The sequence below is a fragment of the Litoreibacter albidus genome, from assembly GCF_900107015.1.
In the GTDB taxonomy this organism is placed as follows: domain Bacteria; phylum Pseudomonadota; class Alphaproteobacteria; order Rhodobacterales; family Rhodobacteraceae; genus Litoreibacter; species Litoreibacter albidus.
Genome location: NZ_FNOI01000001.1, coordinates 873,419 through 897,786 on the forward strand (window position 1 = coordinate 873,419; position 24,368 = coordinate 897,786).

The 24,368-nt window shown below is 59.0% G+C and carries 27 protein-coding genes; 16 read left to right on the top strand and 11 right to left on the bottom strand.

Annotation, left to right across the window (positions count from 1 at the left end):
• Positions 1-2 precede the first annotated feature (2 nt).
• Genes BLW66_RS04320 through dusB form a run of 3 tightly spaced genes read right to left on the bottom strand, consistent with a single transcriptional unit; the run spans position 3 to position 3,450 of the window.
• Entirely contained in the window at positions 3-1,373 is a 1,371-nt protein-coding gene (locus BLW66_RS04320) for a response regulator (RefSeq protein WP_089945341.1), read from the bottom strand.
• Between the two features lie 26 nt (positions 1,374-1,399).
• Positions 1,400-2,476 carry a two-component system sensor histidine kinase NtrB gene (locus BLW66_RS04325; RefSeq protein ID WP_089945343.1) on the bottom strand — a complete coding sequence of 359 codons (1,077 nt, stop codon included), beginning with the start codon at positions 2,474-2,476 and terminating at the stop codon, positions 1,400-1,402.
• A complete protein-coding gene (gene dusB, locus BLW66_RS04330; protein ID WP_244508544.1) occupies positions 2,473-3,450 on the bottom strand; it encodes a tRNA dihydrouridine synthase DusB in 978 nt (325 codons plus the stop codon). Before dusB ends, BLW66_RS04325 begins: the two co-directional genes overlap by 4 nt.
• Positions 3,451-3,621: 171 nt before the next feature.
• Here dusB and BLW66_RS04335 point away from each other — a divergent pair, with 171 nt between their 5' ends.
• The 8 genes from BLW66_RS04335 (at position 3,622) to BLW66_RS04370 (ending at position 9,482) form a co-directional block, all read left to right on the top strand.
• Positions 3,622-4,761, top strand: coding sequence for a bifunctional 2-C-methyl-D-erythritol 4-phosphate cytidylyltransferase/2-C-methyl-D-erythritol 2,4-cyclodiphosphate synthase (locus BLW66_RS04335; protein ID WP_089945345.1), 1,140 nt, complete (start codon positions 3,622-3,624; stop codon positions 4,759-4,761).
• A 4-nt stretch (positions 4,762-4,765) separates the two neighbouring features.
• Complete coding sequence (locus tag BLW66_RS04340; protein WP_089945347.1) at positions 4,766-5,254, top strand: phosphatidylglycerophosphatase A family protein; 489 nt, start codon at positions 4,766-4,768, stop codon at positions 5,252-5,254.
• On the top strand, positions 5,247-5,717 hold the full coding sequence (locus tag BLW66_RS04345; protein WP_089945348.1) for a CinA family protein: 471 nt from the start codon (positions 5,247-5,249) through the stop codon (positions 5,715-5,717). Before BLW66_RS04340 ends, BLW66_RS04345 begins: the two co-directional genes overlap by 8 nt.
• A 158-nt stretch (positions 5,718-5,875) precedes the next feature.
• Entirely contained in the window at positions 5,876-7,057 is a 1,182-nt protein-coding gene (locus BLW66_RS04350; RefSeq protein WP_089945350.1) for an ammonium transporter, read from the top strand.
• A 140-nt stretch (positions 7,058-7,197) separates the two neighbouring features.
• The gene (locus BLW66_RS04355; RefSeq protein WP_089945352.1) at positions 7,198-7,611 is read left to right on the top strand and encodes a DUF2852 domain-containing protein; all 414 of its coding nucleotides are present in this window, start codon (positions 7,198-7,200) and stop codon (positions 7,609-7,611) included.
• Between the two features lie 85 nt (positions 7,612-7,696).
• A complete protein-coding gene (locus BLW66_RS04360; RefSeq protein WP_244508545.1) occupies positions 7,697-8,146 on the top strand; it encodes an RDD family protein in 450 nt (149 codons plus the stop codon).
• A gap of 119 nt (positions 8,147-8,265) precedes the next feature.
• Complete coding sequence (locus BLW66_RS04365) at positions 8,266-9,093, top strand: arginyltransferase (RefSeq protein WP_089945355.1); 828 nt, start codon at positions 8,266-8,268, stop codon at positions 9,091-9,093.
• Positions 9,090-9,482: a VOC family protein gene (locus BLW66_RS04370; RefSeq protein ID WP_089945357.1), complete on the top strand. Its 393-nt coding sequence runs from the start codon at positions 9,090-9,092 to the stop codon at positions 9,480-9,482. The genes BLW66_RS04365 and BLW66_RS04370 overlap by 4 nt, the downstream gene beginning before the upstream one ends.
• Here BLW66_RS04370 and BLW66_RS04375 read toward each other — a convergent pair.
• From BLW66_RS04375 to BLW66_RS04390, 4 genes are all read right to left on the bottom strand, one after another.
• Positions 9,471-10,175 (bottom strand): Crp/Fnr family transcriptional regulator, encoded by a 705-nt coding sequence (locus BLW66_RS04375; RefSeq protein WP_139254523.1) that lies wholly within the window; start codon positions 10,173-10,175, stop codon positions 9,471-9,473. The two genes, BLW66_RS04370 and BLW66_RS04375, sit on opposite strands and share 12 nt — an antisense overlap.
• A 222-nt stretch (positions 10,176-10,397) precedes the next feature.
• Positions 10,398-12,752 (bottom strand): TRAP transporter large permease, encoded by a 2,355-nt coding sequence (locus BLW66_RS04380; protein WP_089945361.1) that lies wholly within the window; start codon positions 12,750-12,752, stop codon positions 10,398-10,400.
• Between the two features lie 12 nt (positions 12,753-12,764).
• Positions 12,765-13,691, bottom strand: a complete 927-nt coding sequence (locus BLW66_RS04385; RefSeq protein ID WP_089945362.1) for a TRAP transporter small permease subunit — start codon at positions 13,689-13,691, stop codon at positions 12,765-12,767.
• Between the two features lie 129 nt (positions 13,692-13,820).
• On the bottom strand, positions 13,821-14,906 hold the full coding sequence (locus tag BLW66_RS04390; RefSeq protein WP_089945363.1) for a TRAP transporter substrate-binding protein: 1,086 nt from the start codon (positions 14,904-14,906) through the stop codon (positions 13,821-13,823).
• Between the two features lie 230 nt (positions 14,907-15,136).
• Here BLW66_RS04390 and BLW66_RS04395 point away from each other — a divergent pair, with 230 nt between their 5' ends.
• The 4 genes from BLW66_RS04395 (at position 15,137) to BLW66_RS04410 (ending at position 19,097) form a co-directional block, all read left to right on the top strand.
• Positions 15,137-16,582 carry a cache domain-containing protein gene (locus BLW66_RS04395; RefSeq protein ID WP_089945365.1) on the top strand — a complete coding sequence of 482 codons (1,446 nt, stop codon included), beginning with the start codon at positions 15,137-15,139 and terminating at the stop codon, positions 16,580-16,582.
• On the top strand, positions 16,579-17,223 hold the full coding sequence (locus BLW66_RS04400; protein WP_089945367.1) for a response regulator transcription factor: 645 nt from the start codon (positions 16,579-16,581) through the stop codon (positions 17,221-17,223). The genes BLW66_RS04395 and BLW66_RS04400 overlap by 4 nt, the downstream gene beginning before the upstream one ends.
• 47 nt (positions 17,224-17,270) lie before the next feature.
• Entirely contained in the window at positions 17,271-17,636 is a 366-nt protein-coding gene (locus BLW66_RS04405) for a hypothetical protein (protein WP_089945370.1), read from the top strand.
• A gap of 72 nt (positions 17,637-17,708) precedes the next feature.
• Positions 17,709-19,097, top strand: coding sequence for a PepSY-associated TM helix domain-containing protein (locus tag BLW66_RS04410; protein ID WP_089945372.1), 1,389 nt, complete (start codon positions 17,709-17,711; stop codon positions 19,095-19,097).
• A 65-nt stretch (positions 19,098-19,162) separates the two neighbouring features.
• On the opposite strand, the gene BLW66_RS04415 is transcribed toward BLW66_RS04410, so the two are convergent.
• The 3 genes from BLW66_RS04415 to BLW66_RS04425 are packed head-to-tail and all read right to left on the bottom strand — an operon-like array spanning position 19,163 to position 20,454.
• Entirely contained in the window at positions 19,163-19,681 is a 519-nt protein-coding gene (locus BLW66_RS04415; RefSeq protein ID WP_089945374.1) for a redoxin domain-containing protein, read from the bottom strand.
• A gap of 57 nt (positions 19,682-19,738) precedes the next feature.
• Positions 19,739-20,110: a Lin0512 family protein gene (locus BLW66_RS04420; RefSeq protein WP_089945376.1), complete on the bottom strand. Its 372-nt coding sequence runs from the start codon at positions 20,108-20,110 to the stop codon at positions 19,739-19,741.
• The gene (locus BLW66_RS04425) at positions 20,107-20,454 is read right to left on the bottom strand and encodes a Lin0512 family protein (RefSeq protein WP_089945377.1); all 348 of its coding nucleotides are present in this window, start codon (positions 20,452-20,454) and stop codon (positions 20,107-20,109) included. The genes BLW66_RS04420 and BLW66_RS04425 overlap by 4 nt, the downstream gene beginning before the upstream one ends.
• 415 nt (positions 20,455-20,869) lie before the next feature.
• On the opposite strand from BLW66_RS04425, the gene BLW66_RS04430 reads away from it, so the two are divergent.
• The 4 genes from BLW66_RS04430 to ilvN are packed head-to-tail and all read left to right on the top strand — an operon-like array spanning position 20,870 to position 23,958.
• Positions 20,870-22,630, top strand: a complete 1,761-nt coding sequence (locus tag BLW66_RS04430; protein WP_089945379.1) for an acetolactate synthase 3 large subunit — start codon at positions 20,870-20,872, stop codon at positions 22,628-22,630.
• 4 nt (positions 22,631-22,634) lie between these two features.
• Positions 22,635-23,027 (top strand): hypothetical protein, encoded by a 393-nt coding sequence (locus tag BLW66_RS04435; protein ID WP_089945380.1) that lies wholly within the window; start codon positions 22,635-22,637, stop codon positions 23,025-23,027.
• The gene (locus tag BLW66_RS04440) at positions 23,027-23,374 is read left to right on the top strand and encodes a hypothetical protein (protein ID WP_089945382.1); all 348 of its coding nucleotides are present in this window, start codon (positions 23,027-23,029) and stop codon (positions 23,372-23,374) included. The genes BLW66_RS04435 and BLW66_RS04440 overlap by 1 nt, the downstream gene beginning before the upstream one ends.
• A 20-nt stretch (positions 23,375-23,394) precedes the next feature.
• Entirely contained in the window at positions 23,395-23,958 is a 564-nt protein-coding gene (ilvN, locus tag BLW66_RS04445) for an acetolactate synthase small subunit (protein ID WP_089945384.1), read from the top strand.
• A 95-nt stretch (positions 23,959-24,053) separates the two neighbouring features.
• On the opposite strand, the gene BLW66_RS04450 is transcribed toward ilvN, so the two are convergent.
• A complete protein-coding gene (locus BLW66_RS04450; protein WP_089945386.1) occupies positions 24,054-24,293 on the bottom strand; it encodes an EF-hand domain-containing protein in 240 nt (79 codons plus the stop codon).
• Positions 24,294-24,368: the final 75 nt, after the last annotated feature.

Genomic DNA, 24,368 nt, shown 5'->3' on the forward strand with positions numbered 1-24,368 from the left:
TTTTACATCAACTTGCGGCGGCGTGTCACGCGAATATCGAGGTCCGTTACCTTTTTTCTCAAGGTATTGCGGTTTATACCAAGTAAATCAGCACATTTAGCCTGATTTCCGCCTGTCGCGTCTAAGGCGATTTCGATCAACGGTGTCTCAACTTCGCGCAAAATTCGCTGATATAGGCCCGGCGGCGGCAGTACGCCGCCGTGCAAATCGAAATATCGGCGTAAATGCAACGCAACGGAGGCAGACAGTTTATCCGCGTCACCACCCCCCATCAGGGGTTCAATCTCGGGCTGATTGCCCAGCACCATTTCTACCTCTGCGCGTCCGATATCGTCCTGCGCGGCGGTCACGATCAGACGGCGCACGGAATTTTCCAACTGCCGCACATTGCCGGGCCAACTGTAAGCGCGGATCATCTCCAGCGCTTCCTTGGAGAACTGGCGCGTCGGCGCGCCGTCGCGCTCTGACTTGCGCAAGAAATGTTCCGTCAGAAGTGGGATGTCCTCCACCCGTTCGCGCAAGGACGGCACGTTTACCGTCACGCCGCACAGCCGGTAATACAGGTCTTGGCGGAAATTACCGGCCTCCATCTTGGCCATGAGATCCTGCTGCGACGTCGCCAATATACGCGGGGCGTCGTCGGTCAAGCTGTCGAGCATGCGCACGATACGCGCTTGGGCGTCATCGTCCAGATCGGAGACCTCGTCGAACAAGATGGAGCCCCCCCGTGCGCGGCTCAGGATCGTCGCGGGGCCTTCCATGGCGGACAGATCACTTGGGGTTGCGGTGACGAACGGCAGGTTCCGGCGGTCGGAAAAGTCGTGAATCGCGCGCGCAATCAGGCTTTTTCCGGTGCCACTCTCGCCGGTAATCATCACGGACAGGTCGGTGTTCATCACCCGTGCCACAAGGCGGTAAAGCTCCTGCATCGCAGGGGTGCGCCCGACGAGCGGCAGGTCGCCGCCCTCCCCGCTTGGCGTGTCGGGGGGGCTGGGTTTGGCGGTGACGCGCTTGCGCTCCAACGCGCGGGCAGCGCGTTTCATCAGGTCCGGTAGGTCAAACGGCTTTGGCAGGTAGTCGTAGGCGTCGGCCTCTGTGGCCTGAATAGCCGTCATGATTGTGTTCTGGGCAGAAATGATAATTACCGGAAGCGCAGGGCGCTGTTCACGGATGGCTGGCAACATCTCAAGGCCGTTGCCGTCCGGCATAATCACGTCAGAGATCACCAGATCGCCTTTGCCTTCGCCAACCCAACGCATCAGCGTTGTCAGCGAAGACGTGGCGTGAACCCGACAACCGGCCCGTGTCAGGGCTTGGGTCAGAACGGTGCGGATAGTGCGGTCGTCATCTGCGACAAGTACGGTGCCGTCCATTGTTTACGCTCTCTTTCTCGGTAGGGTCATTGGTCTGCGTCCTTTGGTGCGACGGGCAGCGATATGCGGAACACCGTGCGCCCGGGGGCTGAGGTGACCGACACCCAGCCGTCATGTTCGGATATGATTTTGGAAACGAGCGCCAGCCCCAGCCCCGTGCCGTTCTCGCGGCCGGATACGAATGGCTCGAACACTTCCCCCACAAGGTCACTTGGCAAGCCGGGGCCGTCGTCAATGATCTCGACCTGTAGCGGCACGGCGGCGCGGCTGCCGTCGGGACGTTCAACCCGCAAGGACATCTCGTAGAACGTGCGCAGCTCGATCGTGCCGCCGGATTTATCCGCCGCCTCAGCCGCGTTCTTGAGCAGGTTCTGGAACACCTGAAGCAGTTGGTCGGCGTCGGCGTAAGTTGCGGGCAGCGAGGGGTCGAAGTTCTCCTTGATCTTCATGTGGGCGGCAAAGCCCACGGCGGCGCTTTTCTGCGCGCGGTCCAATATGTCGTGGATGTTAACCGCTTTGCGCAGTGGCGGGCGCAGGTTGCCGAACTGCTCCACCTGATCCAGCAGCTTCACCACGCGGCGCGATTCCGCAACGATCAGGTCGGTGAGCTCTATGTCGTCGCCGGACAGTCCCATGCTGAGCAGTTGTGCGGCGCCCGTGATCCCTGCAAGCGGGTTCTTGATCTCATGGGCCAGCATTTCCGCCATCCCAATCGCGGATTTGGCGGCCGTCTTTGACTGCATGTCACGGCCCATTTTATGGGCGATCTCGCGCGGCTCCAGCAGGATGAGGATGTAGCCTGGGCGGTCCACGATGGTGGTCAGCTGCACATTGCACTGGACCGGAGGCTTTTCGCCGGAGCCCACATCCACCGTGTTCACGAACAGCGCGGAGCTGTCGCGGCGCACGCGGGTCACGGCCTCGTCCAGCGGCGCATTTACGTGAAGCTTGTCCCACACCGGCGCACCGCGCAGCGACTTGGCGGAGGCATTCATAAAGCTTTCCCCGGCGGGGTTAATCTCTGCGATCTTGCTTTGCCCGTCGATCACGAAGCACGGCACCGGCAGGGATGTCCAAAGGGTATCAAAGAAGCTGGCGGTCATGCGGCGGCGCTTTCTTGTAGGGCGGCGGGAAGTAGGGACAGGACGGTATTTGGATCTTTGGCGGTCAGCACATCACGCCGCAGGCTGGTGGGCGTCCCTGCCCCATCCATGTACCAGCCCAGATGTTTGCGAGAGACGCGCGCGCCAAGCTCGCTGCCGTAGAACGACAGCATGTCCTCGTAGTGGGCTATCACCATATCAACGAGCGCCGCGCCCTGTGGAATGGCTGGGGCCGCTGTGCCGTGTAGGGCATGGGCGACTTCGGCCAGTATCCACGGTTTGCCCTGCGCACCGCGCCCGATCATGACGCCATCCGCGCCGGAGGCTTGGCGTGCGGTCTGCGCGCTTTGCGCATCAACGATGTCACCGTTCGCAACGACGGGAATGTTAACTGCATCCTTAACGGCCCGAATGGCGGCCCAATCCGCGCGGCCTTTGTAGAATTGGCAGCGGGTGCGCCCGTGGATGGTGATCATCTGGATGCCCGCGTCCTGCGCGCGCATGGCCAATGTCGGCGCGTTCAACAGCGCGTCATCCCACCCAAGGCGGGTTTTCAGCGTCACGGGCACATCCACAGCGCCCACCACCGCCTCGATCAGGGTCAGCGCGTGGTCCAAATCCTTGAGCAACGCCGAGCCGGAATAGCCGTTGGTTACTTTCTTGGCGGGGCAGCCCATGTTGATGTCGATTACCCGCGCACCATTTGCCGCCACCACCCGCGCGGATTCGGCCATCCAGTGTGCCTCCCGCCCTGCGAGCTGGACGGAGGTGTTGGCGAACTGCATGCCAAGCTCTGCCTTTTCGCGGACACCGGGTTTGGCCTGCACCATCTCCTGACTGGCCACCATCTCAGACACCACCAGCCCCGCGCCGAAGCTTGAAACCAGCTTGCGAAACGGGAGGTCGGTTATTCCCGCCAGTGGCGCGAGCAGGACGGGTGGGTCAATGATGTGATCCGCCAGAAGAATGGTCAAACGATTAATCCTTGTGCATTTGCCTATTTTACTACGCCGCTATCCATTGAGTCGCAATGAAACGGGACAGCAAAACTGCCGGATCGCGCTGCATTCATGGCGGGTGCCTAAAAATTAGGCGCATGACATGGGGGCATTGTTCTCTGCGCGCGCACATCTTAGACAAATCCCATGATTGCAAACCGTTCCTCAGTCGCCGTGGTTATCGTTGCTGCGGGCCGTGGCGTCCGCGCTGGCGGCGACATCGCCAAGCAATGGCAGCCCTTGTGTGGCCGCCGCGTCATCGATTGGACCTGTGCCGCCTTCGCGTCGCACCCGACTGTCGGGCAAATCGTGTTGGTGGTGCCGGAAGGCACGCCGCAAGATATGCTGCCCGAAGGTGTTCACTGCGTATCTGGCGGCGACAGCCGCGATGCGTCCGTCTTGAGCGGACTGCAGGCCGTGGATGCTGCGTTTGATCTGGTGCTGATCCATGACGGCGCACGCCCATTGGTGGAGCATTCCTTGATTGATGCGGTCGTTGCGGCACTTGAAACCGCCGACGGCGCCGCCCCCGCACTGGCCGTGACAGACGCGCTGTGGCGCGGTGCGCAGGGTGCGGTGTCGGGCACGCAAGACCGCGACGGGCTCTACCGTGCGCAGACCCCGCAAGGGTTTCACCGTACGCAGATACTGGCCGCGCACCGTGCGCACCAAGGCGGTGCTGCCGACGACGTTGAGATTGCCCGCGCCGCTGGCCTGACCGTCGCCATAGTAGACGGCGCGGAGCGGAACCTGAAAATAACCACGCCCGAAGATTTCGCACGGGCTGAGACCTATTTGGAGACCACAATGGATATACGCGTTGGAAACGGCTTCGATGTGCACCGCTTTGGCGCGGGGGATCACGTGGTGCTTTGCGGTATTGAGGTGCCTCATAACCGCGGCTTGCAAGGCCATTCCGACGCGGACGTCGGCTTGCATACCATCACGGACGCCATCTACGGCGCGTTGGCGCAAGGCGACATCGGGCAACACTTCCCGCCCAGTGATCCACAGTGGAAGGGTATGGCCAGCCATGTCTTTCTAGAACACGCGCGGGATTTAGCGCGCGACATGGGATTCAGCATCTCCAACGTGGACTGCACGCTGATCTGTGAGGAGCCGAAGATCGGACCGCACGCCTTAACGATGCGCCGTAAGGTATCGGAGTTGCTGCAGATTTCTCTCGACCGCGTTAGCGTTAAAGCCACCACATCGGAGCAATTAGGATTCACCGGACGGCGTGAAGGCATTGCCTGCATGGCCACAGCCACGCTTATCAAAGGGTAGCCACATGTTCTCTGTCTCGAAATTCTGGGCCACCTTTTTCTATGTCGGGCTGTTGCGCCCGGCCCCCGGCACATGGGGCTCCGCTGCGGCGGTTCTTGCCGCGTGGGGCATCATAGAGTGGCGCGGCGCACTGGCGCTGGCGGTCCTGACGGGCATCATGTTCGTCTTGGGTTGGTACGTCACCGCGCTGGAAACTAAAGGCAAGGCGGATCACGACCCGTCTGAGATCGTGATCGACGAGGTTGTTGGCCAGTGGATAGCGCTCCTGCCCGTCGCCGTGGGCCTTAGCCACACTGGCGCGTCCTTCTGGACCCTGTGGCCCGGTGTATTGACGGCATTCATCACGTTCCGGCTGTTTGACATCACCAAGCCCGGCCCTGTGGGCTGGGCCGACCGCAAGGAAGGATCGCTGGGCGTGATGCTCGACGATGTGATTGCGGGTGTTTTGGCGGCGCTTGTTGTGATCCTTGGCGCGTGGGTGTCCCATGGATGAGGCGGCGCAGGTCTTACGGGCCGCGCGCGCGCGGGGCTGGCGCATTGCCACCGCCGAAAGCTGTACGGGTGGTTTGATCGCAGGCGCGCTGACGGACGTAGCAGGCTCATCCGATGTCGTTGACCGTGGGTACGTGACATACTCCAACCAAGCCAAGCAGGATATGGTGGGCGTCACATCTGCGTCCCTTGAGGCCTATGGCGCGGTGTCCGAACAGGTCGCGCGGGAAATGGTGATGGGTGCGCTCGCCGCCGCAGGTGTTGATGTGGCCGTGTCTGTCACAGGGATCGCGGGGCCAGGTGGCTCCGCCGTGAAGCCGGAGGGCATGGTCTGCTTCGGACTGGCGACCGCGCAAGGCGTTTTGACCGAGACCATGCAGTTCGGTGCGCTTGGTCGTCAAGGCGTGCGTCAGGCAACGGTCAATCATGCCTTGGATTTGCTGTTAAAGGCCTGCCTTCCCTAAGTGACGCCTTTTCGGGCAAATTCAGAGATTATCGCCTAAAAACCAGTCACTCACAAAATAGCCCGCCAATTAGGCGGCGGGCAATCCACTTGCCTCTTTATATCGCGCTCGCATCTCGGTTTCTGCCTTCTCAGGGATAAACACGAGAGGATGAACCCATGAACGGAGCGGATACCGCTTGGATACTTGTCGCAACGGCCTTGGTGCTATTCATGACCTTGCCGGGCTTGGCGCTGTTCTACGGCGGGCTGGTACGGGCACGCAACGTGCTCAGCGTCTTCATGCAATGCTTCGCGATAGCATGTGTCATGAGCATTCTTTGGTTGGTTGCGGGCTACTCCATCGCCTTTGGCGACGGCAACGCCTATTGGGGCGGGCTGGATAAGGCGTTCCTGAACGGTGTCACAGCCGATAGCGTGTCAGGCACTATTCCTGAAATCCTGTTCTTCGCGTTTCAGATGACCTTCGCGATTATCACACCCGCCTTGATCGTCGGGGCCTACGTGGAACGCATCGGTTTTGCTTTCGTCATGGTGTTCTCCTCTCTGTGGATGCTGATTTGCTATGCGCCGGTTGCTCACTGGATTTGGGGCGGCGGTTTGCTGGCGGGCGAGGACTGGTCCCTGTTTAGCGACGGCGTGAATGATTTTGCCGGCGGTATCGTCGTCCACCAAACGGCAGGTATCGCCGCCCTGATCTTGGCCGTCTTCTTGGGGCCGCGCCGCAAGGCCACCACCCCGCCCCACAATCCAGGCATGGTGATGATCGGGGCCGCGATGCTTTGGGTTGGCTGGTTCGGCTTTAACGGCGGCTCCCAACTGGCCGCTGATGGCGGCGCGGCTATGGCGATCACCGTTACGCATATTTCCGCGGCCATGGCGTCTATCACTTGGGCCGCGTGGGAGCGCATCCGCTACGGTAAGGCGTCACTTGTGGGCATGGTCACGGGTACCATCGCGGGGCTTGCGTCTATCACCCCCGCGTCCGGTTCCGTAGGTCCGATTGAGGCAATGTTTATTGGCGCGGTAGCAGGTGTCATGTGCCAAGAGCTGTGCGGTGTCGTCAAAAACTTCGTCAAAATAGACGATACGCTGGACGTGTTCGCCGTTCACGGTGTTGGCGGTATCTTCGGGATCATCATGCTGGCCGTGTTTGGGCATGCAAGCTGGACGGCGCAACTGGGCGGCTTGGCGGTTGTGGGTATCTGGACAACGGTTGTGACCATCGGGCTGGTTGTTTTGGTCAAAGCGATCGTGCCAATCCGCGTGACAGAAGAGGAAGAGATCACCGGTCTGGACCTGTCTTCGCACGGTGAGCGCGCGTACGAGCTGACCTCCTAGGCTAGAAAAAACCAATAAATTCAGTAAAGGGCGCGGGAAACCGCGCCCTTTTTTACGTTTTTCACCTCATTTCACTTGAATAGCAGCGGAGCGTTCCCAAATATGTAAATGTAAATAACATTCACATAAAGGAGCGACAGATGACCCCCACCCCTACAGCCACCCACACAATGCCTCGTATGGGCTGGTTTTCCCGAGCAGAAGCTTGGTTGGACGAGCGCGGTAAGGGCGCTTGGATTGCCGCAATGGTGCTCGGGTCTATCTTCGTGTGGCCCGTCGGATTGGCCCTTCTTGCATATATGATCTGGAGCAAACGCATGTTTAATTCTTCCTGCCGCAACCGCGCCATGACCCGCCACGCATCGCACGGGTTCAAAACATCCGGCAACTCGGCTTTCGACGCCTATAAGGCCGACATGCTGAAGCGGCTGGAAGATGAGCAGCACGCCTTTGAAAGCTTCTTGGAACGCCTGCGCGAAGCCAAGGACAAATCCGAGTTCGACAGCTTCATGGATGAGCGCGCCGAGGCCGCCAAGTCCGACGACAACGCTTAAGCAAAACGACACACCCGCGCCAAGCAATCGGTTTGGCGCGGTCCCCCCCTTTTAATTGCGGAGACCGCCCCCCATGTCTTTCACTATGAATGACACTTATGACGCCCTGCCCGACCCGACCACCCAACCTGCCTTCTACGAGGGCGTTGGCGTAAAACGCCTACTGGCGTGGGTTGTCGATACAATTCTGATCGGCGTTGTCGCCGCAATTGTGGCCAGCATCCCGTTGTTTTTGCTTTGGTTTGTGTTTCCGTTGGTGTTCTTGGTTGTGTCCCTGATCTACCGCATCGGCACAATCAACGCCTTCTCCGCCACGCCGGGTATGCGCTTGTTCAACATAGAGTTGCGCACGCATCAGGGGCAGCGCCTTGATGGCTCCACTGCGGCCTTGCACACCATTGGCTTCATGATCGCCAGCGCGTTCTTTATCCCGCAAGTGGCCTCCGTCTTCCTGATGCTGATGTCGGAGCGCGGCCAAGGGTTACACGACATGTTCACGGGCGTCGTCGCGATTAACTCTCCGGGGCGGCACTAGGCTTAACCGTATCTAAATAGCGCGGGTTCTACAAAAGCCTGCGCGCTTACGGAAAAAGCATTTGTGACTCGCTTGGGGCGTTGTTAGGTTCACGACCAGTTGCGCTGCATAGAGGTTCCATGCGTCATACCCTACCTATCGCCCCCCAGTTCTACGTCACGGCCCCACAGGCCTGCCCGTATCTGGATAACCGCCGCGAACGCAAGCTGTTCACGGCGCTACAAGGCGAGCATGCCAACACCCTGAATGATACCCTGAGTAAACAGGGCTTTCGCCGCTCGCAGAACGTGCTCTACCGCCCGTCCTGCGCCGATTGTTCCGCTTGTATGTCCGCGCGCATCCGCGTTGCGGATTTCGAGCCGACCCGCAGCCAACGCAAGTGCCTGCGCCGCAATGCTGTGCTGGAGCGTGAAGCCACCTCCCCTTGGGCGACGGAGGAGCAATACGAGTTGTTCCGCCGTTATCTGGATTCGCGTCATGCGGATGGTGGCATGGCCGACATGGACATTTTCGAATTCGCGGCGATGATCGAAGAAACACCGGTGAAAAGCCGCGTGATTGAGTATTGGGACCGCTCCGGCGATCGCCCGCAGTTGATCGCCACCTGCTTGACCGATGTGCTCGATGACGGGTTGTCGATGGTCTACTCGTTCTATGATCCCGATTGGGCGCGCAACTCGCTCGGCAGCTATATCATTCTGGACCACGTGCGCATCGCGCAGGAATCCGGCCTCCCCTATGTCTATCTGGGCTATTGGGTGCCTGGCTCCCCCAAGATGGGATACAAAGCGGGCTTTAGTGGGCTGGAGATTTTTCGCGGCGGCAACTGGCAAAACTTGAGCCCGACCGAGGATTACGACGCCGACACCCATCCGTTGTCCGTTGATCCCATTGCGGAGCAAGTCGCACGTATCTCCTTGCCTGACACGCGGGCGCCAAAGGAATGAGCCGACGGATCTCCGCGTTCTCCATTCTGGTGCCCACCTATGACGAAGGCTTGGACTTCTACGTCTCTCGCCTTGGCTTTCACCTGATTGAAGACACCGATATGGGCGCTGGCAAGCGTTGGGTTTTGATCGCCCCGTCCCCAGATTGCGAAACGCGTATCCTGCTGGCGCAAGCATCCGGCGACGCGCAGGTCGCTGCCATTGGCGCGCAGACAGGTGGGCGGGTCGGGTTCTTCTTGAACACGGATGATTTTGACGCGGACCACGCACAGATGCTGGCCGCTGGTGTCACATTTGAGGAAGCACCACGCGTGGAGCCCTACGGTAAAGTCGCGGTTTGGCGCGACCCTTGGGGCAACAGGTGGGATCTGCTCCAGCTATATTCCTAAGTTTACCGCCACGCGGTCAGGCGTCCCGAGCTCCGCCACCCTGAGGGATAGTTCGCGGTAGTTCAGGATTTTGATCTTGTTCTTGCTGGTCTCTATGATGCCCTGATCACGTAGGCGCCCTAGCTCCTTGTTTACCGTTTGACGAGAGCACCCCACGACATCGGCGAGATAGCTTTGACTATTCACAAATACGATGGAGTTACCGTCCGACAGTTTTTCCAGATAGACGCAGATTTTCTGCTCGGCTGAAAAGAACTGGTCGATGGATTTGAACCGGTTGTCATGCGTCAGAACGTCGTGCAAGTCCGCCGCGAAATTGCGAAGCATGGTTGGCGACGCCATCCTCGCCAGCAAGTCTTTGCGCTTACACATCAATACGGATGTCTCCATCAGTGCGGTGCATGTGCCTGCGCATGGGCGTTCCGACAAGGTTTCAACCGCGCCAAGCACGTTTCCGCTGAAGGCGTGGTAGATGATCGTGCGGTGCCCGATCTCGCTGACATAGCTGACCTCCACCCGACCATCGACGATCACTGCCATAGCGTCGGTATTCTCGCCCTGATGCAACACGACGGACCCTGCCTTGAAGGTGCGCAAACTGCATGCATCAAGGAACGCTTCTTTGTCCTCTAGCGGAATGTCCCTCAGGAACTTCGCGTCGAGCGCTTCTGAAAACCGGGCTGAGTTTCTCAATAGATTTGACCTCCTGCTAAGGGGTGTTGAAGACCAACATATGTCCAAGTCACTCACCACGAAGTAGGAAAAAGTAGTACTCGTTACCAAACTAGGAGCGATTATAGGCTGCTTGAAATTCTCCGGTGTCGGATAGCTGACACAAGGGGGGTAATTATTTGAGATACATAAGGAAAAAGAGCTGCATCGCCCGCCGCAAGTGATGTGCGGCGGGCGGTTGTTTTAGTTACCGATCAGATTTGGCAAAATCGTGACCACCGACGGGAACAGCGCCAGTAGGCCGAGCGCACCAACCTGGATCAGAACGAACGGAATGATGCCGCGGTAGATGTGGCCCGTTGTGACCTCCTTCGGGGCAACGCCGCGCAGATAGAACAGCGCGAAGCCGAAGGGCGGTGTCAGGAACGACGTTTGCAGGTTCACCGCAATCATGATCGTCACCCACTTCGGATCCATCGTGCCGCCGTAGATCACTGGCCCCACGATCGGGATGACGATGTAGATGATCTCTAGGAAGTCCAACACGAAGCCCAAGACGAACAACACCAACATCACGATGATGAAGACCTGCAGCTCGCTATCGAACGATTTCAGGAACTGCTGGATGTAGTGCTCCCCGCCGAAGGAAATCACCACGAGGTTCAGCAGTTGCGACCCGATCAGGATGGTGAACACCATTGAGGTCACCTTGGCCGTCTCGCGCACAACGGGGCTTAGAACGCCGTAGTTCCACAGCACATAGCAACCGAACAGCAATCCAAACATCGCAAACAGATAGGCCGCCTGCGCCACGATGAAGGCGAGCGTGTTCTCGAAGCTCACCTGCTCGATGTTGACGCGCAGGTCAAAGTTCACGCCGACAAGGATCATAATGATGATCGCAAAGGTAGTCAGGATCACAATCCGGCCGGACCGGCCTTCGTCCTGCAACTTGCGGTACGCCGCGAGCATGATCGCCCCGCCCGCCCCGAGTGCCGCAGCGGGCGTCGGGTTGGTGATGCCGCCGAGGATGGAGCCAAGCACGGCCACGATCAGGACCAACGGTGGGAAGACCACGCGGATCAGATCATTTTGGCCCAAGATGCCCGCCGCATATTTCGCGCCGTAGAGCATCAGACCAAGCGGCACCAACATCAGCAAGAACGTCGTTCCGGGCGATGTAACAGGCGATACCAGAACCGTATCGATCAGCATGGCCAGCAAAACGCCACCGATCCCCACGATCAACGGCACCGGATTGGCCGAGAGTGCCACGCCACGTGCGATAACGATCATCAGGGTGATCATAAGCAAGCCGACGGCTGTGCCCGTCCCGATTGGCGCCGCATTGGCGATCTTTGCGTCCACAGCCGCCGCGCGCTCTTCTTCGCTCAACTTGACAGAGCGTTCGACCCCGCCCGCGTCGTCAATCACGGCTTGCTCTGCCAGCGCGGTGTCCCACGCCTCTTGGCCGTGCAAGTCGATCATCGCGATGGAGCACTGCTCCGACACGTTCGTGCGCAGCGATGCGGTCTCCCCTGCGTCAGAGAAGCTGTCGACGTGGTAACCTTGCGGGCCGACAATGTTCACCTGCATCATTAAGATCAATGCGGTGATCAGGCCAACCGGCGCGAACAAGAACCATGTCAGTGCTTCGGACCGGCGGATAGGTTCGCCAGTTGGCTCCCCCAGTTGGACCGCTGGGGCCTTCGTTGGGTTAAAGATCGCATAGCCGAACGCGTATAGCGCGTAGAGCAGCGCCAGCATGATGCCCGGCAGCAAAGCCGCTTGGAACAACGTACCCACGGACACAACCGCAGGCTCCCCCAGATAGGTGAGCGCGTCCGAACAGCCGACTTCCTGCGCCCGTGCCTCTTGCGCGGCGGAGTACAAGTCACCCGCTAAGGTGCCCAAAAGCACGATCACAATAGATGGCGGGATGATCTGCCCCAAGGTGCCCGACGCGGCGATGACGCCGGTGGCCAGCTCGGGCGAATAGCCATTGCGCAACATGGTCGGCAGGGACAGCAGCCCCATCGTCACCACCGTCGCGCCAACAATGCCCGTCGACGCCGCAAGAAACGCGCCCACGATCACCACCGACACTGCCAGACCGCCCGGCAACGGACCAAATACCCGTGCCATGGTTGTCAGCAGATCGTTGGCAATTTTGGAGCGCTCTAGCGTGATGCCCATCAACACGAACATCAGTACGGCCAAGAGAGTCTCAATGGAGGCCCCAGCCAAAACCCGCTCGTTGATACGGTTCACGATGAAGGACACGTTGCGGTTCAGCGCAACTTCCCAGCCTTGCGCAAACACAGGTTCGGCCAGTCGCGGCAGGTCAGGATATCTGAACGACGATATGGTTTCCGCCTTGAAGCCCTCGGCAATCAGCGCCGCGTATTCAGCGGACCCCGTATCGATGGCTTGGTGGATCAACAAACCGCCCGTGTCGAGCGCGGCGATGATCGCGAAAGAGATAACCCCAGCCCCGCCGATGGCGAACGCCACAGGGAAGCCAGACAGAATTCCGCCAAACAGGCAGAGAAAAACGATGATCAGGCCGATTTCGACGCCATCTAATCCGAAAAGCATTGGTTCTGCCCCTTAGTGTATGTTTGCAACCAGCTCGGCGTCTTCGTCGCCCAGTTGGTCTTTATCAAGGTATTTGCCTTCGCTCTCTGGCCCCTCTTTGCGTTCCAGATAGGAGCGCATGAAGAAGGAGATCGCGTGCAGGAACACCATGGCGGTGAATGTGCACAGCAGGATTTTGAACAGGAAGTAGGCATTGAACCCGTTGGGCGAAAAGCCGATCGTCTCGATGTTCCAGCGCAGCGCGCGGGACTTCAGCATCAGCTTGTCCAGCGCGTCCGATGCGGACGGGTTCGGCACCACGAGATGGCGCCACATGAAGAACCAGCCGTAAAGCCATGTCAGGACCGCGACCGGCATCATGAAGATGATGCTGCCCACCATGTCGATGGTCTTCTTGGTGCGGTAGCTGACGGCGGAGTACACGAGGTCAACGCGCACATGGCCGCCTTGAACGAAGGTGTAGGTCACGCAAAGCGCCACGACGAGCGCGTTGTAGAGCTTCAGCTCCTCCGCCCACCAGCTCACGTCCTTAGTGAAGCTCATCCCGAACCCCACGGAAATTTCCGCCCGCGCGAAAATACGCTGCATGAAGATGATAACGATTTGCTGCAGGACCATGATCAGACCCGCCCATGCGGCGACACGGCCAACCAGATTGGCGAAGCCCTCAAACGCGCGCACGCAGGCCCACATGAAACTGTTGCGCCAGAACCCTATGGCCAAGAGGACAAGGAAACTGGTGAACACCACAAAGAAGAACTCAGCCGACGCGCCGTAGTAGATAAAGCGCATCAGGGCTTGCTTGTGCTCTGTCGTGGGCAGGGATTGATTGATGTAGGGCACCCAAGACAACCACTGGCCCGGATGCGTGATCGCATAGGCAAGGTTGTAGAATGACATAGCGATATTGGTGAAGAACCAGACGATTGCGTCTAGCATATTGTGCCCCCCGATGTCTCGAACTCCGCCACACTCCCCATGGCGGTTTAGATGGATGCTCCGGCCCCTCCCTAATTGGGAAAGGCCGAAAACTGTCTTAAATCAGCGCCCTAGCGGGCCTAGCTGATCTTAGCCGTTCACGCGGTCGCGCTGACCACGGTACGCGCTTTCGGATTTCTGGATCCATGCGGAAGATGCCTTCATCGACGCTTGGTAGTCGTCGTGGATCTTCTTGTAGAGATCGTCGCCCATGTTTTCAGAGTGGACTTCGTCGGAAGCCTTGCCGAATGCGTCCCAAACGCTGTCCGGGAATTCCAGCGTTTTCACGCCAGCGGACTGCAGGCGCAGCAATGCAGCACCGTTGTTGTTGAGGAACTGTGCGAGGTTCCACTGGTGGGACTCTGCGGAAGCGATCTCGATGATCTTCTGGTGTGCTGGCGACAGCGACTCGAAGACTTCGCGGTTTGTAGCGATCGACAGACCAGCACCTGGCTCGTGGAAACCGGCTGTGTAGTATGTCTTGGTGATCTCTTGGAAACCGGCTTTCTCGTCAGCCCATGGGCCGATCCATTCTGTGCCGTCAATCGCGCCGGAGGCCAGCGCTTGGTACACTTCGGAACCTGGCAGGTTTTGCACGGATGCGCCCAGTTTACCCAAGGCTTTACCGCCCAGACCTGGCATACGGAATTTCAGGCCGTTGAAGTCTTCTGGACCGTTGATTTCCTTACGGAACCAGCCACCGGACTGCGCGCCCGTGTTACCACCGAGGAAGGATTTCAGGCCGAAGATTTCGCCCAGCTCATCGTGCAGCGCTGCGCCGTTGCCGTGGTAGTACCAGTTGGACAGCTCTTGCGCGGTCATGCCGAACGGCACGGATGTGAAGAAGGCGTAACCTGGGTGCTGACCTACGAAGTAGTAGTCTGCGCCGTGGTACATGTCAGCTTGGCCGGATGTTACAGCGTCGAAGACTTCGAACGCGCCAACCAGTTCCCCTGCGGCTTTAACGTCAACTGTCAGGTTGCCGTCAGACATCGCTGTGATGCTGTCGGCGGCGTGTTGTGCTGCGTCAAAAACGCCAGCAAGGCCACGGCCCCACGTAGTAACCATAGTCAGGGTACGTTTGCCCTGCGCATAGGCTGGTGCTGCAAGCGCCGTTGTGGCTGCTGCTGCGGTACCGCCAAGTGCGGATGTTTTCAAAAAAGAACGACGATCCATAGGTGTCTCCTCCCAAAGGTTTCTTCAAGTCGCAGGTCTACCTGTGACTCGACAGATCGTTTCAAGTGTCGCGACCTTACGCATGGTTATCGGGAAGCTAAATACCCGTTGCTGGGTAGACGGTGAAAAATTTTTCACAAATGTCATTGCCACAGGTAAGCCAGCGCATTGACGCCCCATAAGACGTGACGCATCCTAACCGCGCCGCCCGAAGGAGGAGCGGCTTGCTCATGCGCAATCGCTGGAACAGTTTTCGGTCCCGTCTTCGGCTGACCTACCGCCAGAAGGTGTTCTTGCTGACCGCGCTACCCCTTGTGCTGGCCGTCGCTGCGATTGCGGTTGTCGTCACCGCGCAGTCACGCCAGCTGGCTGAACGTGAAATCCGCGAGTTGGAGTCCCAGTTGATCGAGGCCAAGCGCGCTGAGCTGAAGAACTACCTTTCGCTAGCACGCACTGCCATCGGCTCCACCTACGGCAACGCGGCGCCCGATGATGACGCGTCCAAGCTACTGGTCACCCAAACCCTGAGTGCGATGATCTACGGGCAGGACGGTTTTTTCTTTGTCTACGATTACGACGGCAATAACCTCGTCTCCCCCCGCCAGACCTTCCTGATCGGCAAGAACTGGAGCGGGCTAAGCGACGTGAACGGCGTCTCGGTAGTGGATACCATTATTGAGACGGCGCGTTCCGGCGGCGGCTACCACGCCTACGACTGGGCCAAACCCTCCACCGATGAAACCGCGCGCATGGTGGTCTACGTTATTGGTTTACAGGACTGGAAGTGGGCGCTTGGCACGGGGATTTTTATCGACGACGTGCTAAGCACCGTCGCCGCCGCAGAGGCCGAAACCCAAGCCCGCATCCAGAAGACCTTCATCTATATCGTCCTCATCACTATTCTGGCACTGTTCGCTGTGTTTGTGGCGGGGCTGCTGCTGAACCTTCACGAGCGCCGCTTGGCCGATGCCAAACTTCGCGCCCTTACGGAGCGCATTATCGACACCCAAGAGGAGGAGCGCGGCCGCGTCGCCCGTGAATTGCACGACAGCATCAGCCAAATCCTCATCGGTGTGCGCTACACGCTGGAATTGGCGCGCAAGCGCGTCATGGGCGGTGAGCCACGCGCGTCAGAAAGCCTCGACAAGGGCATCGACGGGCTGACCGAGGCCATCCACGAAGTCCGGCGCATATCCTCCGACCTGCGTCCGGGCGTGCTGGATGACTTGGGCCTTGGACCTGCGCTAAAGTCGCTGATCGACGAGTTCTCCCGCAGAACTGGCATTGAGACGGAATTCAAAACCGTGGTCTTTCGGAACTTGCTGGATAAGGACGCGAAGATTGCGCTCTACCGTATCGCGCAAGAGGCGCTTACCAATGTGGAGCGTCACGCCAAGGCCAGCCATGTCTCCATTGAGATTTTCGGCCACCGCAACGGGGCCACGATGCGCGTCGAGGACAACGGCACTGGCATTATTGGCGAGGCCCCCCGCAAGGGCGTTGGCGGGCTGGGCCTGCGCAACATGCAAGAACGCATCGCCCAACTCAAAGGCACGCTGCGAGTCATCTCCGGCGAGACAGGCACACTCATTGAGGCCTCAGTGCCGTTGACGCACTTGCTCTCCCCCGTCACGACTGGCAAATCTGCGCCCATCAACCCAAGGAAATCCGCATGACCACCGCCATCAAAGTTGTAATCGTCGACGATCACCCAATGGTTGCGGATGGGATAAGTGCCATTCTGGAAAGCTACGACGACATCGACGTGGTGGCGACGCTGAGCAACGGTCAGGAGATTGTGGATCGCGTGAAAGAGCTTAGCCCTGACGTGATCCTGATGGACCTTAACATGCCCCAGCTGGGGGGACTGTCAGCGACAGAAATCCTGTTGGAGCAAAACCCCGACACACGCATCCTTATCCTGTCGATGCACGACGCGCAGGAATACGTCTCCACCGCGATGGCCCACGGTGCGCGCGGCTATCTGCTGAAAGACGTGCCGACCGAAACCATCCACGACGCCATCCAGACCGTGATGCGCGGCGATACCTTCTTGTGCCGCGGGGCCACCGCATCGCTGGCGCCCACAACTGGTGATGGCCGCGAGTCGCTGACGGCCCGTGAGCAAACGATCTTGCTGCAACTGGCGCAGGGCAAATCCAACAAGGAAGTCGCGGCGGAACTCGACATCTCCGTCCACACCGTCGAGACCCACCGCAAGAACGTGAAACGCAAGCTCGGCATCAGCTCCACCGCTGGCCTCACGCGCTACGCGATGGAGCACGGGGTGCTGCAAGGGACCGGCGTGGAATTTTAGAACAGCGGTTCTAGCGCACGCGAAATATTTGACCTAAGGGTATCGCCATGCGATTCCAACTGGCCCTTTTCGGTAGATTACTCACCACATTTGCCCTTCTTGTGGCGTTTGCGGCTGTTGGGTTTGCGCATACGTCTATCCCCACGACGCTGTCGCCGGAATTGCAGACCTACGTGGACAACGGTGGCAGCTTGACGGACCTGTGTAGCGGTGCGGACAGCTCCGGCACGATCAACCTTGCCAAATGCGAGACCTGCCACCTGATCGGCTCGGTCATCTTGCCCTCAATGGATCACGGCGCGCCGAAAGCCGTCACAACACGAACCACAACGTTAGAATTCGTCGCGAAGCGGTTGCACAACGCCCGCCCGCTTGATCCGTCCAGCCTAAGCCGCGCTCCACCCGCCGTTTGATCTTTTCCTCACACGTATAGATCAACGCCCTGCGCAACATTTGTGGCAGGCATAATGGCTTGGAGCCAACTCATGACAGACCTTACCACCGATGCGCAGCCCGAGGGCGGCGCTAATAAACTCTACTTCGCCGCATGGCGCTGGCACTTCTATGCGGGCCTATTCGTCATTCCGTTTCTGACAATCCTCGCGGTCACCGGCATGTCCATGCTGTGGATCGCTTGGGTAGATGGCCGCGACGGAGAACGCACAGCCGTGATGGCGCAAGATACCGTCACTGCCGTCTCTGCGCAGGCCGCCGCAGCCGTCGCTGCCATCCCGAACGGGGCGTTGAAGCAATACGTGGCCCCACGCACCGATGACGTTGCCGCGCTGTTCAGGGTAGACCACGATGGGGAGGCCACGATGGTCGCGGTCGATCCCTACACCGCCACCGTAGTCGAGGTATTCCCGCGCCGCACTGGCTGGTATGACTTCTTCGACGGTATCCACAGTGATCTAATGTTGGGGGTCACCGGCGACCGCATTTTGGAGGCCGCCGCGTCCCTGACACTCGTGCTGATTGCAACAGGGCTTTACATGTGGTGGCCCCGGACCACCGGCTGGCGCAGCGCGCTGATCCCCAGATTTGGCAACGGGCGGTCCATGTGGAAGTCCTTGCACGGCGTTGTTGGTATTTGGGTGTCTATGTTCCTCGTGCTCTTCTTGATCAGCGGCTTGTCTTGGGCAGGTATTTGGGGCGGCAAGTTCGTGCAAGCGTGGAGCCAGTTCCCCGCCGAGAAGTGGGATAGCGTTCCTTTGTCAGATGACATCCACGCCAGCATGAACCACGCGCGCCGTGAAGTGCCTTGGGCCTTGGAGCAAACCCCAATGCCCGCGTCCGGTAGTGACGCAGGGACCGATGGCGTGATGGGTGAGATGGTGACGATTGACAGTATCGACGCCCTCGCCCGCCAGATCGGTTTCGATGCGCGTTATCAGTTGAACGTTCCGAATGGCGACACGGGCGTCTGGACTTTGAGCCGTGACTCTATGAACACCGACAGCACCGACCCGATGTCGGACCGCACGGTCCACGTCGATCAGCACAGCGGTAAAATTCTGGCCGATGTGAAATACGAAGACTACACGTGGGGCGGCAAAGCCATGGCCGTCGGCGTTGCGCTACATACGGGCACGCTGGGCCTGTGGAGCGTTCTGGCCAACACGCTGGTCTGCCTGTCGGTGATTTTCCTCTGCGTCAGTGCTGTCGTGATGTGGTGGAAACGCCGTCCCACCAAGGCAGGTCGGATTTCCGCGCCGCCCATGCCTAAAGAGCTGCCTTTGTGGCAAGGGGCCGTGCTAGTCGGGCTGTTCGTCTCCATGGCGTTCCCGATGGCAGGTTTGGTGCTGTTGGCGGTGCTCACGCTTGACGTGGTGATCCTGCAACGCCTGCCAAGGCTGCGCCGTGCGCTGACCTAGAAATAATCGCACCGCCCGAGGTTGGGCGGTGCGCGAGATAGTATGTTAACGAGTGTGACCGTCCCCTAAACCGTACCGCGGGGGGGACGGTCATTTTCTTTGGTGAAGATCATACCGTCCAGAAGCTCCGACAACTCGGGCCGTGCGGACGGACCGTTGGAGATCGCAATAAGCAACATGGACCCGTCCGGCCGGATCACAAATGTACCCGGTTCCGCAAAGCGGCGGTCTGTTTCGGCACCCGACAGCGGCTCAGTGACATAGAGGCCAAGCGTCTCCATCTGCGTCTCTGTCAGCCCGTAGCCCAGATCAAAACCCCATCTGAATTCGCCCATATCGGCGGCGGCCTTTTCTGCGGTGTCAGCGGAAACCACTGCGATATCGAAGCCAGCGTCGGCCCATTGACCCCGCATCCCGTTCAGGATGTTCAGGTACTTCTTACAGCGCGGACAATGCTTGCCACGGTAGACGATGAACAACGTCCAATTTTCCTTGGGGCCGCCCACGGTGATCTCGCCACCGCCGTGCTTTGGGAATGACATGGGCGCAAGGATCTGTCCCGCGACGGGTTTGGGGGTGGGCATAATATAACTCTCCGTTGGCGATGTATAACGAAACCCTAACTGGCATACCAGTGAGGCTCAAGTGCGGTCCGACAGTTTCCACTTGGCGGCGTCGATCGGCACGAAGGCTTCGATCGCGGCAGTGGCAATGACATGGGTCTGATCATTGTCTGCGTCATGCACATCCAAGCCGCCAACAACCCCAGTCACTTCGGCCTTGCCGCGTGGCAGTTCGGCGGTGAGCGCCGAGATGTCCAGAAGCTCCGGCTTCTGCACGCCAATGGTAACCTGCACCCGCATGTCGGTGTGCGCGATCCCCAGCGATTTGAACATCACGATAGATGAATGATGCAGCGCGTCCTGAATGGCCCGTTTTGCGGCTTTGGTGTAATCCAGCCCGTACAAGTCGTTGCCCGTCCCCATCTCTAGAATAATGCGGTGCTCCATCACGCGGCCTCCATGTCAAAGCTGACCATCACAGCCGCGTTCACCACGACCGTCACACCTGTGCCGTCGGGCTTTGGGATGTCCAAGCCGCCCTTCTTCACCGTGATTGAGGGCTGACCGTATGGAAAAATCCCCATCAAGCCGGCAGTATCCACCGCGTCAGGGTCCTGCGCACCGATCTCCACATCTATAATCATATCAGATTTCTCGAAGCCGAACGCTTCTGCGATGCTGACGGAGTTGTGCCAAAGCGCGTCGCGGATGGCGCGGGCTGCAGCCTCCGTATAGTCGCGACGGCGCAGGGATGTTCCCATGCCGAACTCGTGGATCATGCGTGTTTTGGCCATGTCGCCCTCTTTCACTGTTCTGTTGGAACTTGTGGGCCACGGCAAAGAGAAAAACGCAAGCCCCTCATAGCCGCGTCAGACCTGTACCCAAGGCCGTAGAAGCATAAAACCAGCCATTTCAGGGCCTCTATTTTCGCTTCCTGTCGCCAAATCGGCATTATGCGCAACAAAAATACAAGAAAAATGCATATCAGGACACAAAATACAAACGATTGACTGTTGACCCCCCTGAATCGACTGGTAATGTCCCCAGACACTCACGAAGGAGCACCGGCATGGCCGATGTAGTCGTCATTCTAGTCAAACGGTGCATGGGTCGGTAACGACACTCCATATTTGGAACCATGCGCCCCCGTCAAAAAACGGGGGCTTTTTTGTGAGCAGATGAAAAGACGAAAGTAGTAAGGACAGCACGATGGCGAACAAGAAAATGACCGGCGCGGAGATGGTGGTTCAGGCTTTGATTGATCAAGGCGTGGACACAGTATTCGGATACCCCGGTGGCGCCGTGCTACCGATCTATGACGAAATTTTCCAGCAATCCAAGATCAAGCACATTCTGGTGCGCCACGAGCAAGGCGCGACCCACGCGGCAGAGGGGTATGCTCGCTCCACCGGCAAGCCCGGCGTTGTGCTGGTGACCTCCGGCCCTGGTGCAACCAATGCCGTGACCGGCATGACCGACGCCTTGATGGACAGCATCCCGATGATTGTTCTGACCGGACAGGTGCCGACCTTCATGATCGGTAACGATGCGTTTCAAGAGGCTGATACCGTTGGCATCACCCGACCCTGCTCCAAGCACAACTGGCTGGTGAAAGACACGGACGAGCTGTCTGACGTCATCCACCAAGCCTTCCACGTCGCCACCAGCGGACGTCCGGGTCCGGTGCTGATCGACATCCCGAAGGACGTGCAATTCGCGAAAGGCACCTACACGCCCAAGAAAGAAGCGCGTACCCAGCATTACGCGCCCAAGGTGAAGGGCGACATCACGCGGATCACCGAACTGGTGGAGATGATGGAAACCGCGCAACGCCCGATCCTTTATACGGGCGGCGGTGTCATCAACTCCGGCGACAGTGCAACAGCGCTGCTGCGCGAGTTGGCGAAAGACACCGGCTTTCCGGTGACATCTACGCTTATGGGGCTTGGCGCCTACCCCGCGTCCAGCCCGCAGTGGTTGGGCATGCTGGGCATGCACGGCCTTTATGAGGCCAACATGGCGATGCACGGCTGTGATTTGATGATCAACATTGGCGCGCGGTTTGATGACCGGATCACGGGCCGTGTGGATGCGTTCTCTCCCGGCTCGAAGAAGGCGCACATCGACATCGACGCGTCCTCCATCAACAAGATCATCCACGTCGACGTGCCGATCATCGGCGACGTGGCTCATGTGCTGGAAGACCTGCTGCGGGTCTGGAAGTCGCGCGGCCGCAAGACCAACAAGGAAGGTCTGGCCAAGTGGACAAAACAGATTGAAGAGTGGCGCACAAAGCGTTGCTTGGAATACAAAAACTCTGACACGATCATCAAACCGCAATACGCCTTGCAACGTCTTGAGGCGTTGACCAAACATCGCAAGGACCGCTTCATCACGACCGAAGTGGGCCAGCACCAGATGTGGGCGGCGCAGTATCTCGGCTTTGAGGATCCGAACCACTGGATGACCTCCGGCGGCTTGGGCACGATGGGTTACGGCCTGCCCGCCTCCGTTGGGGTTCAGGTGGCGCATCCCGATGCGTTGGTCATCAACGTGGCGGGCGAGGCGTCATGGCTGATGAACATGCAGGAAATGGGCACCGCGCGGCAGTATAACCTGCCGATCAAGCAGTTCATCCTGAACAACGAGCGCTTGGGCATGGTTCGCCAGTGGCAGCAATTGCTGCACGGTAACCGCTACAGCCATTCTTGGTCCGAGGCCCTGCCCGACTTCGTGGTTCTGGCACAAGCTTTTGGAGCTAAAGGCATCAAATGCACCGACCCAAGTGATCTGGACGACGCGATCATGGAAATGATCGAGTTTGACGGTCCCGTGGTCTTCGATTGCGGCGTTGAGAAGCACGAGAACTGCTATCCGATGATCCCATCTGGTGCCGCACATAACCAGATGCTGATGGGCGACGACACCGGTGAGGACGCCATCGGTGCGACAGGCGCGGTGCTGGTGTAAGCCAATGGCATCCGGCCCCGATAAAACTGCCCGTGATCCGCGCCTCAAAAAGGCGCGAGACAATGCCAACGGGCGCAAACGCGACGCAATGAACAATGATAAATCCGCGCGCAAAGCGGTTCCTGCGCTAAAGGCGCTGCAATCGCGCAGAATACGTCGAAAACTCAAAGTTAGCGTGGATGATCTTGAAACAACGGAGGAAGACGCACGGGTTCTGGAACGCACTAAGTCAAAAGTCGGGTTTAGCCACAACGCCGCCGAGCGTCGCGAGATAAGCGAAAAGCGTCTGTCCCATTTCCAAGAGGTCGGCGGACGCCGCGAGGCCCAGCGACAGTTTTGGGACAACATGAAAGATCGCATCGCGCGCCGACTTGCCAAAACGGAACGTGACGACTGATGCTCGAGTGGCTCACCTCCCTCTTCGCAGCCGCCCTGCCCCCGGCGATCGTGCCGGACTTCGACTTGAATAAGGACGTCTACCAGCAGGAGTTGCGCTTCACCCAAGCCGCCGAAGTGTGTGTGGAACCTTTGGGCGAAAGCTACACCGTGACGGCCACAAATTCAGATGGCGACGCGCAGGTTTTGCATTTCGCGGGCCAGACCCAAATCGAAGGTGCGCCGGTGGTGATAAAGCCCGTAAGCATCTGCCTAGACAAACAAGCGCAAGACCCCTTGCGACTGACATTGCTCACATCCGCAGGGTATCCGGCCAAGTCCGGCACCCCTGTGATCGACATACGATAGAAGAAGAAAGAGAGACCGCCATGCCCCCGCTGAAACTCAAAAAAGGCTCATCCAAGCACTCGGCCTATGACCTCAAAGACCCCAATGCGGATTATATCGAGCGTCACACGCTGGCCTGCGTCGTCTCCAATGAAGCCGGTGTGCTGGCCCGTGTCATCGGGCTGTTCTCGGGGCGCGGCTACAACATCGAAAGCCTGACCGTGGCGGAGGTGGACCACGAAGGTCACCGCTCCCGCATCACGGTTGTGACCACGGGCACGCCCGCCGTGATCACGCAAATCAAGGCGCAGCTGGAGCGCATGGTCCCTGTCTACGACGTGCATGATTTGACAGAGGAAGGCGCCAGCGTGGAGCGCGAATTGGCGTTGTTCAAGGTCAAAGGCACAGGCAACGACCGGATCGAGGCCTTGCGGTTGGCTGAAATCTTCCGTGCCAATGTGGTGGATAGCACTCTTGAAAGCTTCATCTTTGAGATGACGGGGCATTCGGAAAAGATTGATGCCTTCGCGGAACTCATGCGCCCGCTCGGCTTGGTTGAGCAAGCCCGCACCGGTATCGCCGCCCTATCGCGCGGCAACGAATAAAACCCCACGCCCCCGCCACCCGAGGCAGATCGGATCAAGGCGGGGGCGCAGGTCCGCCCCACCACGCACAGGCAGCGCATGGTGGGGGAATTATATTAGGCCTCTGGGATCAGGCCGCCTTCTGTTGCTGCGGTCAGCTCTTCCTCGTCGACCACGCCGTCACCATTGGTGTCGACTGCGCCAAAGCCTTCTTCAGACAGGGTTGGGTACACTGCCAGCATCTCTGTGAAGGACACAACGCCGTCGCCGTCTGTGTCCAAGTCTGCGACAGCGGCGGATGCCATTGCTGTGCCCATTACAGTTGCTGTTGTCAGTGCAATAAGAGCGGTTTTCATAGAACTCTCTCCATTTAGTCGTTTCAAGGTTTGGCCCGTATCAGGACCGAGCCACCGCGTTGGTGATCTCGAGAA

Excerpts from the sequence above, each read along its gene's own strand:
- BLW66_RS04335 (WP_089945345.1), top strand. The coding sequence starts at position 3,622 with ATGATTGCAAACCGTTCCTCAGTCGCCGTGGTTATCGTTGCTGCGGGC.
- BLW66_RS04380 (WP_089945361.1), bottom strand. The coding sequence starts at position 12,752 with ATGCTTTTCGGATTAGATGGCGTCGAAATCGGCCTGATCATCGTTTTT.
- BLW66_RS04350 (WP_089945350.1), top strand. The coding sequence starts at position 5,876 with ATGAACGGAGCGGATACCGCTTGGATACTTGTCGCAACGGCCTTGGTG.
- BLW66_RS04340 (WP_089945347.1), top strand. The coding sequence starts at position 4,766 with ATGTTCTCTGTCTCGAAATTCTGGGCCACCTTTTTCTATGTCGGGCTG.
- BLW66_RS04390 (WP_089945363.1), bottom strand. The coding sequence starts at position 14,906 with ATGGATCGTCGTTCTTTTTTGAAAACATCCGCACTTGGCGGTACCGCA.
- BLW66_RS04430 (WP_089945379.1), top strand. The coding sequence starts at position 20,870 with ATGGCGAACAAGAAAATGACCGGCGCGGAGATGGTGGTTCAGGCTTTG.
- BLW66_RS04450 (WP_089945386.1), bottom strand. The coding sequence starts at position 24,293 with ATGAAAACCGCTCTTATTGCACTGACAACAGCAACTGTAATGGGCACA.
- BLW66_RS04435 (WP_089945380.1), top strand. The coding sequence starts at position 22,635 with ATGGCATCCGGCCCCGATAAAACTGCCCGTGATCCGCGCCTCAAAAAG.
- BLW66_RS04400 (WP_089945367.1), top strand. The coding sequence starts at position 16,579 with ATGACCACCGCCATCAAAGTTGTAATCGTCGACGATCACCCAATGGTT.
- BLW66_RS04320 (WP_089945341.1), bottom strand. The coding sequence starts at position 1,373 with ATGGACGGCACCGTACTTGTCGCAGATGACGACCGCACTATCCGCACC.
- BLW66_RS04370 (WP_089945357.1), top strand. The coding sequence starts at position 9,090 with ATGAGCCGACGGATCTCCGCGTTCTCCATTCTGGTGCCCACCTATGAC.
- BLW66_RS04365 (WP_089945355.1), top strand. The coding sequence starts at position 8,266 with ATGCGTCATACCCTACCTATCGCCCCCCAGTTCTACGTCACGGCCCCA.
- BLW66_RS04425 (WP_089945377.1), bottom strand. The coding sequence starts at position 20,454 with ATGGCCAAAACACGCATGATCCACGAGTTCGGCATGGGAACATCCCTG.
- BLW66_RS04415 (WP_089945374.1), bottom strand. The coding sequence starts at position 19,681 with ATGCCCACCCCCAAACCCGTCGCGGGACAGATCCTTGCGCCCATGTCA.
- BLW66_RS04385 (WP_089945362.1), bottom strand. The coding sequence starts at position 13,691 with ATGCTAGACGCAATCGTCTGGTTCTTCACCAATATCGCTATGTCATTC.
- BLW66_RS04360 (WP_244508545.1), top strand. The coding sequence starts at position 7,697 with ATGAATGACACTTATGACGCCCTGCCCGACCCGACCACCCAACCTGCC.
- BLW66_RS04325 (WP_089945343.1), bottom strand. The coding sequence starts at position 2,476 with ATGACCGCCAGCTTCTTTGATACCCTTTGGACATCCCTGCCGGTGCCG.
- BLW66_RS04355 (WP_089945352.1), top strand. The coding sequence starts at position 7,198 with ATGACCCCCACCCCTACAGCCACCCACACAATGCCTCGTATGGGCTGG.
- BLW66_RS04405 (WP_089945370.1), top strand. The coding sequence starts at position 17,271 with ATGCGATTCCAACTGGCCCTTTTCGGTAGATTACTCACCACATTTGCC.
- BLW66_RS04410 (WP_089945372.1), top strand. The coding sequence starts at position 17,709 with ATGACAGACCTTACCACCGATGCGCAGCCCGAGGGCGGCGCTAATAAA.
- BLW66_RS04440 (WP_089945382.1), top strand. The coding sequence starts at position 23,027 with ATGCTCGAGTGGCTCACCTCCCTCTTCGCAGCCGCCCTGCCCCCGGCG.
- ilvN (WP_089945384.1), top strand. The coding sequence starts at position 23,395 with ATGCCCCCGCTGAAACTCAAAAAAGGCTCATCCAAGCACTCGGCCTAT.
- BLW66_RS04395 (WP_089945365.1), top strand. The coding sequence starts at position 15,137 with ATGCGCAATCGCTGGAACAGTTTTCGGTCCCGTCTTCGGCTGACCTAC.
- BLW66_RS04345 (WP_089945348.1), top strand. The coding sequence starts at position 5,247 with ATGGATGAGGCGGCGCAGGTCTTACGGGCCGCGCGCGCGCGGGGCTGG.